Source organism: Massilia mucilaginosa (assembly GCF_011682145.1).
Lineage (GTDB): Bacteria > Pseudomonadota > Gammaproteobacteria > Burkholderiales > Burkholderiaceae_D > Telluria_A > Telluria_A mucilaginosa.
In genome coordinates, this window is sequence record NZ_WHJH01000012.1 from 25,798 (window position 1) to 39,259 (window position 13,462).

General features: G+C 64.7%; 13 protein-coding genes. 9 read left to right on the plus strand and 4 right to left on the minus strand.

The features are described from left to right. Positions 1–5 precede the first annotated feature (5 nt). Positions 6–1,403 (plus strand): branched-chain amino acid transporter BcaP, encoded by a 1,398-nt coding sequence (gene bcaP / locus F2P45_RS12560; protein ID WP_166875030.1) that lies wholly within the window; start codon positions 6–8, stop codon positions 1,401–1,403. Positions 1,404–1,561: 158 nt separating this feature from the next. Here bcaP and F2P45_RS12565 read toward each other — a convergent pair whose 3' ends face one another. Next, on the minus strand, positions 1,562–2,020 hold the full coding sequence (locus tag F2P45_RS12565; protein ID WP_166875033.1) for an acyl-CoA thioesterase: 459 nt from the start codon (positions 2,018–2,020) through the stop codon (positions 1,562–1,564). 93 nt (positions 2,021–2,113) lie between these two features. Here F2P45_RS12565 and F2P45_RS12570 point away from each other — a divergent pair, with 93 nt between their 5' ends. Together F2P45_RS12570 and pstS are read left to right on the plus strand one after the other, a co-directional pair. Continuing rightward, positions 2,114–3,232: an ATP-dependent DNA ligase gene (locus F2P45_RS12570; protein ID WP_166875035.1), complete on the plus strand. Its 1,119-nt coding sequence runs from the start codon at positions 2,114–2,116 to the stop codon at positions 3,230–3,232. A 495-nt stretch (positions 3,233–3,727) separates the two neighbouring features. Beyond that, entirely contained in the window at positions 3,728–4,792 is a 1,065-nt protein-coding gene (gene pstS, locus F2P45_RS12575; RefSeq protein ID WP_166875038.1) for a phosphate ABC transporter substrate-binding protein PstS, read from the plus strand. A gap of 11 nt (positions 4,793–4,803) precedes the next feature. On the opposite strand, the gene uraH is transcribed toward pstS, so the two are convergent. Both uraH and F2P45_RS12585 read right to left on the minus strand, forming a co-directional pair. Further along, positions 4,804–5,208: a hydroxyisourate hydrolase gene (gene uraH / locus F2P45_RS12580; protein ID WP_166875041.1), complete on the minus strand. Its 405-nt coding sequence runs from the start codon at positions 5,206–5,208 to the stop codon at positions 4,804–4,806. Then, positions 5,205–5,720: a GlcG/HbpS family heme-binding protein gene (locus F2P45_RS12585; RefSeq protein WP_166875043.1), complete on the minus strand. Its 516-nt coding sequence runs from the start codon at positions 5,718–5,720 to the stop codon at positions 5,205–5,207. The genes uraH and F2P45_RS12585 overlap by 4 nt, the downstream gene beginning before the upstream one ends. Before the next feature lie 139 nt (positions 5,721–5,859). On the opposite strand from F2P45_RS12585, the gene F2P45_RS12590 reads away from it, so the two are divergent. Together F2P45_RS12590 and F2P45_RS12595 are read left to right on the plus strand one after the other, a co-directional pair. Beyond that, a complete protein-coding gene (locus tag F2P45_RS12590; protein ID WP_166875045.1) occupies positions 5,860–6,531 on the plus strand; it encodes a heavy metal response regulator transcription factor in 672 nt (223 codons plus the stop codon). Further along, the gene (locus F2P45_RS12595; protein WP_166875048.1) at positions 6,531–7,901 is read left to right on the plus strand and encodes a heavy metal sensor histidine kinase; all 1,371 of its coding nucleotides are present in this window, start codon (positions 6,531–6,533) and stop codon (positions 7,899–7,901) included. Before F2P45_RS12590 ends, F2P45_RS12595 begins: the two co-directional genes overlap by 1 nt. A 19-nt stretch (positions 7,902–7,920) precedes the next feature. Here F2P45_RS12595 and F2P45_RS12600 read toward each other — a convergent pair whose 3' ends face one another. Then, positions 7,921–8,721 carry a ferritin-like domain-containing protein gene (locus F2P45_RS12600; RefSeq protein WP_166875051.1) on the minus strand — a complete coding sequence of 267 codons (801 nt, stop codon included), beginning with the start codon at positions 8,719–8,721 and terminating at the stop codon, positions 7,921–7,923. Positions 8,722–8,961: 240 nt separating this feature from the next. On the opposite strand from F2P45_RS12600, the gene F2P45_RS12605 reads away from it, so the two are divergent. From F2P45_RS12605 to F2P45_RS12620, 4 genes are all read left to right on the plus strand, one after another. Then, on the plus strand, positions 8,962–9,735 hold the full coding sequence (locus tag F2P45_RS12605; protein ID WP_166875054.1) for a hypothetical protein: 774 nt from the start codon (positions 8,962–8,964) through the stop codon (positions 9,733–9,735). 301 nt (positions 9,736–10,036) lie between these two features. Continuing rightward, on the plus strand, positions 10,037–10,555 hold the full coding sequence (locus tag F2P45_RS12610) for a peptidoglycan recognition protein family protein (protein WP_308613482.1): 519 nt from the start codon (positions 10,037–10,039) through the stop codon (positions 10,553–10,555). Continuing rightward, positions 10,549–10,980, plus strand: a complete 432-nt coding sequence (locus tag F2P45_RS12615) for a hypothetical protein (protein ID WP_166875061.1) — start codon at positions 10,549–10,551, stop codon at positions 10,978–10,980. Before F2P45_RS12610 ends, F2P45_RS12615 begins: the two co-directional genes overlap by 7 nt. 229 nt (positions 10,981–11,209) lie before the next feature. Continuing rightward, complete coding sequence (locus F2P45_RS12620; RefSeq protein WP_166875063.1) at positions 11,210–13,324, plus strand: TonB-dependent siderophore receptor; 2,115 nt, start codon at positions 11,210–11,212, stop codon at positions 13,322–13,324. Positions 13,325–13,462 lie beyond the last annotated feature (138 nt).

Sequence of the window (13,462 nt, forward strand, 5' to 3'; positions counted from 1 at the left end):
ATTGAATGAGCCTTTTCCGAACCAAAAACCTGGACGCCATGGTGGCGCAAAGCCGCGCCGCCGGCGGGTTGAAGAAAGTGCTGGGGCCGCTTGACCTGGTCCTGATGGGCATCGGTGCCATCGTCGGCACCGGCATTTTCGTGCTGACCGGCACCGGCGCCGTGACGGCCGGACCGGCCCTGACCCTGTCTTTCATCATCGCCGCGATGGCCTGCGGTTTCGCCGCCCTGTGCTACGCCGAATTTGCCTCCACCATTCCCGTGGCCGGCTCGATCTACACCTACAGCTACGCCACCATGGGCGAAGTGGTGGCGTGGATGATCGGCTGGGATTTGCTGCTCGAATACGGATTGGCCACCTCGGCCGTGTCGGTCGGCTGGTCCGGCTACTTCCAGTCGCTGATCGGCGGTTTCGGCATCAAGCTGCCGGTCGCGCTCACGGCCGCGCCCGGTTCGATTCCCGGCGTCGACACCCTGTTCAACCTGCCGGCCATGATCATCATGCTGCTGCTCACCGCCATGCTCTCGTTCGGCGTGCGTGAATCGGCCCGCATCAACAGCGTGATGGTGGTGATCAAGGTCGGCGTGGTGCTGCTGTTTATCGTCGTCGGCGCGCGCTACGTCGAGCCGTCCAACTGGCAGCCCTTCATGCCGTTCGGGATGAACGGCACGATGAGTGCGGCGGCGCTGGTGTTCTTCGCCTTCATCGGCTTCGATGCGGTGACCTCGGCGGCGGAAGAAGTCAAGCGCCCCGAGCGCGACCTGCCGATCGGCATCATCGGCTCGCTGGTGGTGTGCACCATCCTGTACGTGATCGTCTCGGCCATCATGACCGGCATCGTGCCTTACCAGCAGTTTGCCGGGGTCGATCACCCGGTCTCGCTGGCCCTGCAGTACGCCAAGCAGAACTGGGTCGCCGGCTTCGTCGACCTGGGCGCCATCCTGGGCATGACCACCGTGATCCTGGTAATGACCTACGGCCAGACCCGCGTGATTTTCGCCATGTCGCGCGACGGCCTGCTGCCGCAGCGCCTGGCCAAGGTGCACCCGAAATACGGCACGCCCTTCCTGGCCACCTGGATCGTCGGCATCGTGTTCGGCCTGATCGCCGCCGTGGTGCCGCTCGGCGTACTGGCCGAGCTGATCAACATCGGCACCCTGGCCGCGTTCTGCCTGGTGTCGGTGGCGGTGATCGTGCTGCGCAAGACCCGTCCGGACCTGCCGCGCGCCTTCCGCTGCCCTGGCGTGCCGGTGGTGCCGGGACTGGCCATCATCTTTTGCGTCGCCCTGATGACCTTCCTGAGCAAAACCACCTGGATCGCCTTCGGCATCTGGCTGGCGATCGGCCTGCTGGTGTACTTTGCGTATTCGCGCCGTCACTCGCTGCTGAACAACCCCAAGTAAGCGAGCCCGGCGCGCGAGCGCCATCGCACCAAGCAAAAAGCCCCTGGATTCCAGGGGCTTTTTCGTTAGAGAGGCCAGTGCGCGCAACGGCCGGAGTGGCATTGCATATTTGCCAAAGTTTGAATTGCTGATACGATACTGCCGGACCCGGCAGCGCCTTACTTGCCTGGTAGAAGCTTACCTGGCGGCAGAAGCTTGCAGATCGCCGGCGGCAGCGGCACCGATTTTTCGGCCGGAAAATTGACCCAGACGATCTTGGCGCCGCCCTCGGCGTGCAAGGTGCCCGGATTGCCGTCCGCGCCGACCATGCGGATCTGGTGGAACATCTCGAAGCTGGAGCGCCCCGGCGGGCCGACGAAGGTGCTGATCTCGATCTCGCCCGGGTACTTGAGCTGTTTCAGGAACGAACAGTGGGCGTTGACGATGACCGGTCCCTCGCCGACCGGATCGGGGGTGCAGGCGATGTCGTCGAACCAGGAAATGCGCGCCTGTTCGATATAGCGAAAGTACACGGTATTGTTGACGTGGCCCATGGCATCCATGTCGCCCCAGCGAATCGGCATGCGCAGGGTATGGACCAGGGTCGGCTGAAGCGTGGTGGAAAGTGTATTTGTCATGCCGCGATCTTACCACCGGCGCCGCCAGGCGTGCCAGCATGGCTGACGCCGGCGCAACGTGGATCTTCTCATTTAATTTGTCAGGACAATCGCATGGAAAAAGAATCAGTCTCGCTGTACCAGACCAAGGGCTCGACCGACAAGGAATACCATTGCCACCTCGACCCGGTCGAGGGCGGCTGGATGGTGTACGGGCGCAACGGCCGGCGCGGCAGCGCCCTGACCCACCAGGCCAAGACCGCCACGCCGCTGCCCTACGCCGAAGCGAAGGAGATCTACGACACCCTCGTCCGCAGCAAGCTGAAAGGCGGCTACAGCCCCGACGACGCCGGCGTGCCCTATCAGGGCACCGAACTGGCATCGGCCTTCACCGGCGTGCTGCCGCAGTTGCTCAATCCCATCCCCGAAGAGCGCGCCCTCAAACTGCTGCGGGACGACGCCTGGGTCATGCAGGAAAAGGATGACGGCCATCGGCGCATGGTGTCGGTCAAGGCGCCGGGCGAACTGGTCGGCAGCAAGCGCAATGGCTTTCCGGTCCCGCTGCCGCTGGGCGTGGTACAGGACCTGTCCAGCCTGCCTGCGGGCACCATCCTCGATGGCGAAGCGCTGCCCGGTCCGCGCCTGTCCCTCTTCGATATCCTCGAACTGGGCGGGCGCAAGCTGCACGAGCTCGGCTTCGAGGAACGCCACGCGCTGCTCAGCGGGGCCGTGGGGGCGACTGCCAACGTGGCGGTCTCACCGCTGTACCGGGGCACGGCGGCCAAGACCGAGGCCTTCGAGCGAATCCGGCAAAAACGCGGCGAAGGCGTGGTGTTCCGCAAGTCGGACGCCACCTACGCCCACGGCCGGCCGGCCTCGGGCGGCGACGCCCTCAAGCACGTGTTCTATGAAACCAGCACCTTCCTGGTCGAGCAGGTCGCCAAGGGCAAGCGCAGCGTGCACCTGGCGGTGTTCGACGCCGCCGGCGCCAAGGTCGACATGGGCAAGGTCACCATTTCGTCGAACTTCGAGATTCCCCCGGTCGGCGCCCTGGTCGACGTGCGCTACCTGTACGCCCATCCCGACGGCAAACTGCATATCTCGACCTACAAGGGCGTGCGCGACGATCTGGACATCTCGGCCTGCAGCGCCGCTCAGCTCAAATACAAGGCGGACCAGGCCCTGGAAGAAGGCGAAGGCGACGATGAAAAGAGCGACGCCGCAGCCGCCTGAGGCGCGCGCCAGGGCAAACAGCCACCGCCCGGGCGGTGGCTTGTTAAGCTGCGCACCCAGCCGCGCGTTACCGATCGGGCCGCGACATAGCATTTAGCCAATCAAGTCGGCACTTTACGTGGCAAGGATGGCAAGTTTGTGTATTTACAATCGCCACCCATCCGCAAGTTGTTTTTCTTAATAGCGCTAACAGCGCGCAATTCCGAGCATTTACTCTAAAGACTGCTGTGCGGGCCTCGCGCAACATATTTCCGTGTAGAATGATTGTTCGTAAAAAGTTATCTATCAACAGGTCGCTGGCAGCTTAGCCGGCGACACTGCCAGCGTTCCAGCCTGCCGTGGCATTGTGCCGCGTTACAGGCCTGCAAACTTGCCGCGCCAAGCCCGGCATAGCCTGAGATACGCGACACTCCCGCTCACGTTTCCGCCCGCCATGGCGCCGGAGCCGCGCGGTCGCCACACCCTGAACCACCTATCGAACACGGAAATACCGCTATGTCCTATACTAAAAAGATCATCTTTGCCGCCATCCTCGCGGCCTCGCCCGCTGTCCATGCACAAACGGCATTGACCGGCGCCGGCTCGTCGGCCGCCGAAATCCTGTACACCTCGATGGCGAGCGCCTACAGCAAGTCGTCGAACGTGAGCCTGAGCTATCAATCCAGCAGTTCCACCGAAGGCATTGCGCAGGTCAAGAACCGCAAGGTCGACTTCGGCGCGACCGACGTCGCCCTGTCCGCCGACGAACGCAAGGCCGGCAAACTGCTGTGTTTCCCGACGGCGGTCTCGGGCATCGTGCCGGTCTTCAATCTGCCGGGCGTGAGCAGCGGCCAGCTCAAATTGACCGGCGAACTGCTGGCCGACATTTTCAGCCGAAAAATCACGAAATGGAATGATCCGAAGGTGCAGGCCGTCAATCCCGAACTGGCCCTGCCCAGCCTGGCGATCACGGTCGTGACGCGCCAGGACGGCTCCGGCACCACCTACAACTTCTCCGACTACCTGAGCAAGAGCAGCGCCCAGTGGAAAGCCAGCTACGGCAGCAATTACAGCATCGCCTGGGCTGCCGGCACCACGCCCGTGAAAGGCAGTTCCGGCGCGGTGGCCGCGGTCAAGCAGACGGCGGGGGCGATTGCCTACGTCGACTTCCAGTATGTCGCGAAGAACAAGCTCAGCTTCGCCAGCCTGAAAAACCGCGACGGCAAATTCGTCTCGCCGACAGGCGCGGGTTTCTCGTCGGCGATGAACAACAGCGGCTGGGCCAGCAAAGGTGCGTATGAAGAAATGCTGACCGACAAACCGGGCGCGGCCAGCTGGCCGATCACCGCCAGCACCTACGCCATCGTGCCGCAGGTCAGCACCACGCCCGACAAGACGGTCGCGGCGATCAAGTTCTTTACCTGGGGCTTCGTGCACGGCGACGATGCGGTCGGCAATACGGCCTTCGTGCGCCTGCCGGACAACGTGCAGGGGCGCATCTTCGGCGAACTGACCACCATCACCGACAGCGCCGGCGCACCGCTCAAGTGGTCCCTCACCGACGCACTCAAGATGCGCTGACCCGGCGCGGTTCAGTTACCGCGGTAGGTCGAAAACCCGAACGGGCTGATCAGCAAGGGAATGTGGTAATGCGCAAGCTTGCCATCGACCACGAACACGACCGGTACTTCCGGGAAGAAGCTGTCGGTCTTCCTGGCGGCGAACCAGGCGCCGGTCTTGAAGGTCACCCGGTAAATCCCCTTGTCGAAGCGCTCGCCCTCGGGAAACAGCGCGGGGATGCGGCCATCGGCATTGGTCGTGCCCGAAGCGAGCGCAACCCACTGCTTGCCAGCCTGCCTTTCCAGGGTCACGTCGACCTGGGCCGACGGCAAACCATCCTGCAAATTGAGCACGTGCACGCTGAGCGGATTGGCGGCGGCGGCCAGTTGCGCGCTGCCCGACAGGATCAGGGCGGCGGCGAGTGATGTCAGTTTCATGGTGATACTCCTCTAGTTGATTGAATCGACAGCTTCGCTGCCAGCGCTGCGATGGCGCGCGCGGCGCAGGTCTCGTCCATCGCCGCGCCACCGGCTCCGGCCACGCCGATAGCGCCGATGACCTCGTTCCCGGACATCAGCGGCAAGCCGCCGCCCAGCAACAGCAATTCCGGCACGGTGCTCAGGTTGGCGCTGTCGGGGTCGGTGCGCGCCCGTTCGGCCAGCACCCGGGTCGGCGTCTTGGCCGACAAGGCGGTGTACGCCTTGCGCCGGGCCGCCAGCGTGTTGTGCGGACCGACCCCGTCGGCGCGCTTGAGCGCCACCAGGTTGCCGCCGCGGTCGACCACGGCCACCGCCGCGCCGCGCCCCTGCGCCTGGCAGGCGGCCAGGGTGGCGTCGACCAGTTCGCCGGCCAGCGGCAGCGTGATGTCGGGCCGCAGCACCGCTGCGGCGGCCGCGCCGCCGCCAGCGAGCAGCAGCGACAATGTCAGTGAAGCGAGGCGCACAGCCATGTCGGTCCTTCGGGTTGGCAGCAAAGACCCCCATGCTAGCGCCCCCTCCCCCACGCCACGATGACAGCCGCATGACGAATTTGTAACCCAGGCGCATGCCGGGCTGGGGCATAATCGGGCCAGTGGCAAAGGAGCGGGCATGCGCATATTGTTGGTGGAAGATGAAAGCAAGACGGCGGACTACCTGCGCAAGGGCCTGGGCGAGTCCGGCTACATGGTGTCGGTCGCGAGCGACGGCCACGACGGCCGCCATCTGATCGAGGAAGAAACATTCGACCTGATCATCCTCGACGTCATGCTGCCCGGCCTGGACGGCTGGCAGCTGCTGAACATCGTGCGCCAGCGCGGCGCCACGCCGGTGCTGTTCCTGACCGCGCGCGACGCCGTCGAAGACCGCGTCAAGGGGCTCGAACTGGGCGCCGACGATTATCTGGTCAAGCCTTTTTCCTACGCCGAACTGCTGGCGCGCGTGCGCACCCTGCTGCGGCGCGGTCCGCCGCGCGAACTCGACACCCTGCAAGTGGCCGACCTGCACCTGGACCTGCTGCGCCGCAAGGTAACCCGCAACGGCGAGCGCATCGTTCTCACCAACAAGGAATTCGCGCTGCTGCACCTGCTGCTCAGCCGCGAAGGCGAAGCGCTCTCGCGCAGCTTCATTGCCTCCCAGGTGTGGCAGATGAATTTCGACAGCGACACCAACGTCGTCGACGTCGCCATTCGCCGCCTGCGCGCCAAGGTCGACGACCCCTACCCCGTCAAGCTGATCCACACGCTGCGCGGCACCGGCTACCTGCTGGAAGCGCCGCCCTGATGCCCGCCGTACGCTCGCTGAGCCTGCGCCTGGCGCTGCAATTCGCGCTGGCCGGCGCTGTGCTGACCGGCGCCATGGGCCTGTACCTGTACCAATCGCTGGCGCGCGAACTGGCCGGGCGCGACGACCAGGCGCTGGCCGGCAGGGTCGAGCGCATGGGCGCGCTGATCGACGACAGCGCCAGCATCGACGCCCTGCAACGCCGGCCCCAGCTCTACGGGAACATGATGGGCAACCGCGACAGCATGCTGTGGATCGTCGACGACCAGGGCGCCGCGCGCATCTCGGTCAATCCGGCGCACTTGCCCGTCCCACGCTTGCCGGGCCGCTCCGACATCCAGTTCGGCGACCTGCCGGGCCCCACGCCGGCGCGCTTGGCCTGGCGCCGCCTGGAACACCGTGGCGCGGGCCTGACCCTGGTGGCCGGCAAGCTGCTGGCCGAGCGCGACCAGATGATGGCATCCTACCGCGCCAAGGTCCTGCTGGCGCTGGCCGCCAGCGCCCTGCTCATGTTCGCGCTGGGCTGGCAGGTGAGCCGGCACGGGCTGGCCCCGGTGCGGCGGCTGGCGGCGCGCGCGGCGGCCATCGACAGCGCGCACCTGCACCTGCGCCTGGCCGGACCCGACGACGTCAGCGAGCTGGCCGAGCTGAGCGCGGCGCTGGACACCATGCTGGCGCGGCTGGAACACGGCTTTGCCCAACTGTCGCGCTTCTCCGAAGACCTGGCGCACGAACTGCGCACCCCGCTCAATAATCTGATGGGCCACACCCAGCAGACCCTGTCGCGCGTGCGCAGCAGCGGCGAATACCAGGAACTGCTGGCCTCGAACCAGGAAGAATACGAGCGTCTGGCGCGCATGATCGACAGCATGCTGTTCCTGGCCCGCAACGAGCAGCCGGATGCGCTGGTGCGGCGCAGCGAGGTCGATCTGGCGCCGCTGGTGGCGCAGCTGTGCGAGTATTTCGAGGGCATGGCCGACGAGCGGCGGATGACCTTCGACAGCCGCGTGCACGGCACGGTGCTGGCCGACCCGGCCCTGTTGCGGCGCGCGCTGGCCAATCTGCTGGCCAATGCGCTGCGTTATGGCACGCCGGGCAGCACGATCGGCATCGCCAGTGCCGTCGTCGACGGGATGCTGGAAGTGAGCGTGCACAACGCCGGCCCGGAGATCGGCGCGGCGCATTTGCCGCACCTGTTCGAGCGCTTTTACCGGGCCGATGCCGCGCGCAGCGGGCTTGGCGACACCGGTGGACTGGGCCTGGCCATCGTGCGCTCGATCATGCAGCTGCATGGCGGGTCCGCGCGGGTTGAAAGCGGCGCCGACGGCAACCGCTTTACGCTCGGTTTTCCGCGCAATTTTCCGCTGTGAGGTTCAATGCCGCCGCGCCTTACGAAAAATCGATCAGCTCCGCCTCGGTGAACCCGGCCCGCCGGCGCGCGTCGATATTGAACGGCCCCTTCAGCACCGGCGCTTCGTAGCGCAGCGCCAGCTCGGCGTACGCCATCTGCGGATCGAGCCCGCGCTGTTGGCACAGATAGCGGTACCAGCGGTTGCCGATCTCCACATGCCCGACTTCGTCGCGCAGGATGATATCGAGGATGGCGGCTGCCGCCATGTCGCCCGCCTGCGCGATTTTTGCGCGCAGCGGCGGAATCGCATCGAGCCCGCGTGCCTCTAACGTGCGCGGCACCAGCGCCATGCGCGCCACCACGTCGGCTTTGGTTTTCTCGACCATCTCCCACAGGCTGTCGTGTGCCGGGAAGTCGCCATAGCCGTACCCCAGCACCCCGAGGTGCGCGGCCAGCATCGAAAAATGAAGCGCCTCTTCCTTGGCCACGCGCAGCCAGTCGGTGTAGTAGCCGTCCGGCAGATCCGGAAAGCGCCACAGCGCATCGAGCGCCAGGTTCATTGCGTTGAATTCGATATGGGCCAGCGAATGCACCAGCATCGCGCGCCCTTCCACCGTCACCATCGAACGCCGCCCCACCAGGCGCGGAGGCACCAGTTGCGGGCGCTCCGGCCGGCCCGGTATCGGTCGCGCCGCGTCGAACACGGCGCCATTATCAACACGCCAGTCGCCGGTCAAGTGCGCTTGCGCCAGCACGGCAATCGCCGCCGTCTTGGTGGCCGGATCGGGTTCGAGTAAGCACTGCAACGCGTGCGCGCGCAGTTCCAGCGGTTGGGCCATCGGATCACCTTGTGCGTGAAAATGCGCGCAGTATACCAAGCCGGCCGGACCCTGACCGATCCTCCCGGAAACAATATTGTTGCTTCGACAAATTTTGTACAAAATCAAGGTTCAGCTATTGCAATGCCAATACAGTTTCCAGACTGCTCAGCCGACAGACATCGTCCGACGAGCAGGGTCGTTGAAAGCCATCTCCCGTGCATTTAACGTTGACGTTTCAATTTGAGACCTGGAGTAATAATGAATAAGCAATGCACCTACCGTATTCATGTGAAAACCGCAGCAATCTGCGTCGGCCTGCTGGCCGCACTGACCGGCACAAGTGCCTCGGCGCAGTCGACGCCATCGGCAAAGGCGACGTTTGCGTACACGTCGCTCACCGTTTTACCGCCCTGCAATAGCACCGATGCCGCAGGCTGCGCCGGCAGTGGCAGCGATGGCTGGACCAGCATTCTCAAGCAGCAGCTCAAGACCGCGAACCAGAAAGACTTGTTCATCAATGCATCCCTGCAATGCGGCATCGTGACCGATACCACCGTCAAAAGCGTCAACGGGTCGCTCGATACGGCCGAAGCGCGCGCCACCATCCGCGTGAAAGTCAAAATCACCAGCCCCACCGGCGTGGTGAGCTACGCCCAGCCCTCGACCGGGAACGATGCCATGAACACAAGGGGCGACGGGATCGTCTTTTGCGACCGCTCGCAAACCCTCAAGGCCAGATTCTCGGGCCTGAACTGCAAGGCCGATGCCTACGGCGTGGTGACCTGCGCCGACCCCGAAGAACTGCAACTGATCCTCAAAACGCTGAACGCCAACGCCTTCAACTTTGTGGCGCCGGGCATGGGCAGCGGCGTCAATACCATCGAGGTGCTGGCCCGCTCGTCAGCCTCCGCTTCCGCGACCGGCACCAACGGCTCGCTCGGCAGCGCCAACGCCTTTATCGGGGCGGGCTCGGTGGCCGTTGAAGAGGTGCGCATGATCAAAGGAAATACCGGCGAAACCATCAGCTTCTGACCATCGGCGCAATGCCGACCGATGCCCCGGGCCGCGCGCAGCGCCGCCCGGGGCACGCGCACAAGTGCCGCCGGACACGCATCAGGATTGTTAATTGACTTAGTTGTTATTTAATAACTCAATTTTGTTTTGTTAGTTATAATGCATTTTCTACTATGCTTTGGCGGGCCGCATTTGACGCCTTCAAGGTGGGTATCTTGCCCACCTCAAAATAACTCTGACAGAAAGAGGTGACCTGATGCTTATTGTGGACAATCAAGGGTACATTATCAGTGACCGTGTAACGCGGACACCACGCCCTATGATCGAGCACGGCGTTTTACACCGGATTCGCGGAATCATCGTTCACCAGACTGGCGGCTCGACTGGCGCTTCGAGCTTGAGTAGCTACTTGCTGCAAAATGCAAACGGCGCGCATTTTTTGATCGACAAGGACGGCACGATTTATCAGGTCGCGTCCTTGCGCAAACAGACCAGGCACGTGGGTAAACTGAAGGCGCGCTGCCTGGTTGAGAACCGCTGCACCCCGACCGAGATCACGGCGCTGAGAACTTTCAGTCCAACGGCCGAACACCGCAGGGAATCAGCCAAGCAGGTGCCTCAGCGTTATCCCTCGAACGAGGACAGCGTCGGGATCGAGATTGTCGGCGCCCTGACCAGCCAGGGAATCTATGAAACGGTCAATGAGGCCCAGAATGCGTCGCTGCATTGGCTGGTTGCCGAGCTGACGTCGACATTGGGAGTACCGATGAGCGAGATATTCAGGCACCCGGAGGTTTCCCGCAAAACCCCGTCCGAAGCCCAGAGCGCATCATGGTAGTCGCGCCATTCCTCTTCGCGATAATGGCAAGCGCGTCCGAAGCGATGACCGCTGGTTCGGATACCGAACCAGCAATGCGCAATGCGCAACTTCCTCCGATTAGCGCGGTCACTATCCAAAACAGCGGTGCGACGTCGCCGGCGGCCCGCGAGCCGGCCGAGCAGTGCGCAAAGTTCAAACTGAGCAACAAGGAAATCCGTCAGTACCTCGGCAAAGCTGGCGAAGTCGCCGAACACGATTACCTGCATATGCTCGACTGGTCGCCCTGCTACTCGAGCGGCGAGGTCACCTTCAAGGACGGCGTCAAGGGTGTCTGGGAGATCCAGCAGTATCGCGCCGGATCGCTCAAGCTGAACAATGGGCGAACCGTCTATCTGTATTGCCCGCAATGCAAAGCGAAAGCATTCCCGCCTGCGGAGAAATGACGCCAGGCGTCGCCGTCAGTGACGTGCGCGGTCATCCGGCCGCGTGCGTAATTCTCCCCCCCAGCATTTCCGCTAAGCGCTCCTTCAGCCACTCGCCACTGTCGACAAGCGCCGGCATTGCCGCCTGCCTGTGCCCGGCCAGCTTCCCCTGATCGTCGATCGCACGTCCGCTCGATGCCCATTTCGCATAAAATATTCGCCCTTCGCATCAGCTCTTGAAAGTTTTACCATGACCGCATCACGCCGGGCGCGCCTGCGCCCTCTCTGCTTCGCCGTTTCCTTCGCCTGCATCGAGGCCCACGCAGCCGCCCAAACCGGGGACGGCGGCGCGGTCGACGCGGTCACCATCACGGCCGTGCGCGCCCAGGGCTTCGTGCCCCATTCCGTCTCTGCCGGGAGTTTCCGCGGGGCCGATGTGATGGACGTGCCCTCCACCGTCAACGTCATCACGCGCGAAGTACTGGAACTGCAGGCCGCCGCCGGCCTGTACGACGCGCTGCGCAATACCGCCGGCGTGACGCGCCAGCAGAACGGCGGCGAGACCTGGGACCAGCTGGTCATCCGCGGCATCGCGGTCGAAAACCGCACCAACTACCGCCTCAACGGCTCGGTGCCGGTCATGAACTTCTCGCAAGTGCCGATGGAGAACAAGGAGCGCGTCGAAGTGCTCAAGGGTGCCTCGGCGCTGTACTACGGCTTTACCTCGCCGGCGGGCGTGGTCAACTTCGTCACCAGGCGCGCCGGCACGGCTCCTGTGACCAGCGCCGGCATCAGGCTCGACGACCAGGGCACGGCGCTCGCCAACCTCGACATCGGTCGCCGCCTCGGCGCGCGGCAGCAGTTCGGCGTGCGCCTGAACGCCGCCGGCGGATCGCTGGGCAGCTACCTCGACAAGGTCGGCGACGGCAGCCGCCGTTTCGCCTCCGCCGCGCTGGACTGGCGCGTCGACAGCCGCCTGCTGCTCAAGGCCGACCTGGAATACGACCGCCGCAACATCACCGAACAAGCCGGCGTGGCGCTGCCCACCGCCGTCAACGGCGCCATCGCCCTGCCGCGCGCGGTCGATCCGGCGCGCCTGGTTGGCCCGGATAGCGCCCGCTTCGACGCCACCAGTAAAATCGTCGCCCTGCGCGCCGACTACGCCCTGGCCGACGGCTGGGCGCTCACGCTCGAAGCCGGCCGCTCGCAAGTGGCGCGCGAACGCAAGCTGGCGATTTTCCGCTTCACCAATGCGGCCGCCGTGGCCAGCGGCGCCGGCCGCATCGCCGGCAATGCGCAAGAGAGCGTGGTCGGGTCGAGCATCGTGCGCGCGGAGCTGTTCGGCAGCGCCAGCACCGGCGCCATCAAGCACGAGATCACGCTCGGCGCAAGCCGCACCGACAAGACCCAGGACCCGATCTACCAGAGCACCTACACGGTCGCCGCGCAGAACCTGTACGAGCCGGTCGCCATCACCAGCATCGCGTACGCGCCGCGCCCGACCGCCCCGACCACTGCCGCCCTCGACACGCGCGACGACGGCCTGTACGCCATCGACCGCATGCAACTGGCGCCGCAATGGCAGCTGATCGCCGGTGCGCGCAAGGTGCGCTACCGCAGCGCGCAGGGCGCGCACGACTACACGGCCGGCAAGACCACGCCGATGGTCGCCGTGGTCTACAAGCCGCTGGCCGATCTGTCCTTGTACGCCTCCGCCGCGCAGGGGCTGGAAGAAGGCGAAGCGGGTCCGGCCGGCACCGTCAACCAGGGCGAGCGCATGGCGCCGGGCGTGAGCCGCCAGAAGGAACTGGGCATGCGCTGGCGCGCGCCGGGCGGCACCCTGCTCTCGGCCGCGCTGTTCGACATCGACCGTCCCGGCTACTACACCAACGCGGCCAACGTGTTCGTGGCCGACGGCGAACAGCACTACCGCGGCATCGAACTGGCGACCCAGGGCCAGCTCACGCGCCAGCTGGCGTGGCAAACCTCGGCCCAGTTCCTGCAACCGGAATTTGCCGGCATCAATGCCAGCTACAACGGCAAGCTGCCGGAGAACGCGTCCAGGAAGACCGCCAGCGCCTTTCTCTCGTACGCCCTGGACGACGCCGCGCCCGGCCTGTCGGTCAACAGCGGCATGGTGTACACCGGCCGCCGTCCCGTCAATGACCTGAACCAGGCGTGGCTCGGCGGCGCCACCCTGTGGACGGCGGGCGCGCGCTACATCAACCGGACCATGGGCAAACGCAGCACCTGGCAAGCCAACCTCGAGAACCTCGGCGACAAGCGCTACTGGGCCGGCGCCGGCGGACGCCTGGCCGCCGGTGCGCCACGCACGATCAAACTGAGCGTGAAGATCGATCTGTAGCCATACGGAAAATTATTTCCACATAATAATGATTCTCATTTACAATTGCATGAATTGAATCATTACTGTGTGCGCTAGAGATTTGCCTGATGTCCATTTCTCCGCACGGCCAAGCTGTTCGACCACCGGAGAAACACC

What these genes read in the sequence shown, in the direction of transcription:
- bcaP (WP_166875030.1), top strand. Translation starts at nt 6, where the DNA reads ATGAGCCTTTTCCGAACCAAAAACCTGGACGCCATGGTGGCGCAAAGC.
- F2P45_RS12565 (WP_166875033.1), bottom strand. Translation starts at nt 2,020, where the DNA reads ATGACAAATACACTTTCCACCACGCTTCAGCCGACCCTGGTCCATACC.
- F2P45_RS12570 (WP_166875035.1), top strand. Translation starts at nt 2,114, where the DNA reads ATGGAAAAAGAATCAGTCTCGCTGTACCAGACCAAGGGCTCGACCGAC.
- pstS (WP_166875038.1), top strand. Translation starts at nt 3,728, where the DNA reads ATGTCCTATACTAAAAAGATCATCTTTGCCGCCATCCTCGCGGCCTCG.
- uraH (WP_166875041.1), bottom strand. Translation starts at nt 5,208, where the DNA reads ATGAAACTGACATCACTCGCCGCCGCCCTGATCCTGTCGGGCAGCGCG.
- F2P45_RS12585 (WP_166875043.1), bottom strand. Translation starts at nt 5,720, where the DNA reads ATGGCTGTGCGCCTCGCTTCACTGACATTGTCGCTGCTGCTCGCTGGC.
- F2P45_RS12590 (WP_166875045.1), top strand. Translation starts at nt 5,860, where the DNA reads ATGCGCATATTGTTGGTGGAAGATGAAAGCAAGACGGCGGACTACCTG.
- F2P45_RS12595 (WP_166875048.1), top strand. Translation starts at nt 6,531, where the DNA reads ATGCCCGCCGTACGCTCGCTGAGCCTGCGCCTGGCGCTGCAATTCGCG.
- F2P45_RS12600 (WP_166875051.1), bottom strand. Translation starts at nt 8,721, where the DNA reads ATGGCCCAACCGCTGGAACTGCGCGCGCACGCGTTGCAGTGCTTACTC.
- F2P45_RS12605 (WP_166875054.1), top strand. Translation starts at nt 8,962, where the DNA reads ATGAATAAGCAATGCACCTACCGTATTCATGTGAAAACCGCAGCAATC.
- F2P45_RS12610 (WP_308613482.1), top strand. Translation starts at nt 10,037, where the DNA reads ATGATCGAGCACGGCGTTTTACACCGGATTCGCGGAATCATCGTTCAC.
- F2P45_RS12615 (WP_166875061.1), top strand. Translation starts at nt 10,549, where the DNA reads ATGGTAGTCGCGCCATTCCTCTTCGCGATAATGGCAAGCGCGTCCGAA.
- F2P45_RS12620 (WP_166875063.1), top strand. Translation starts at nt 11,210, where the DNA reads ATGACCGCATCACGCCGGGCGCGCCTGCGCCCTCTCTGCTTCGCCGTT.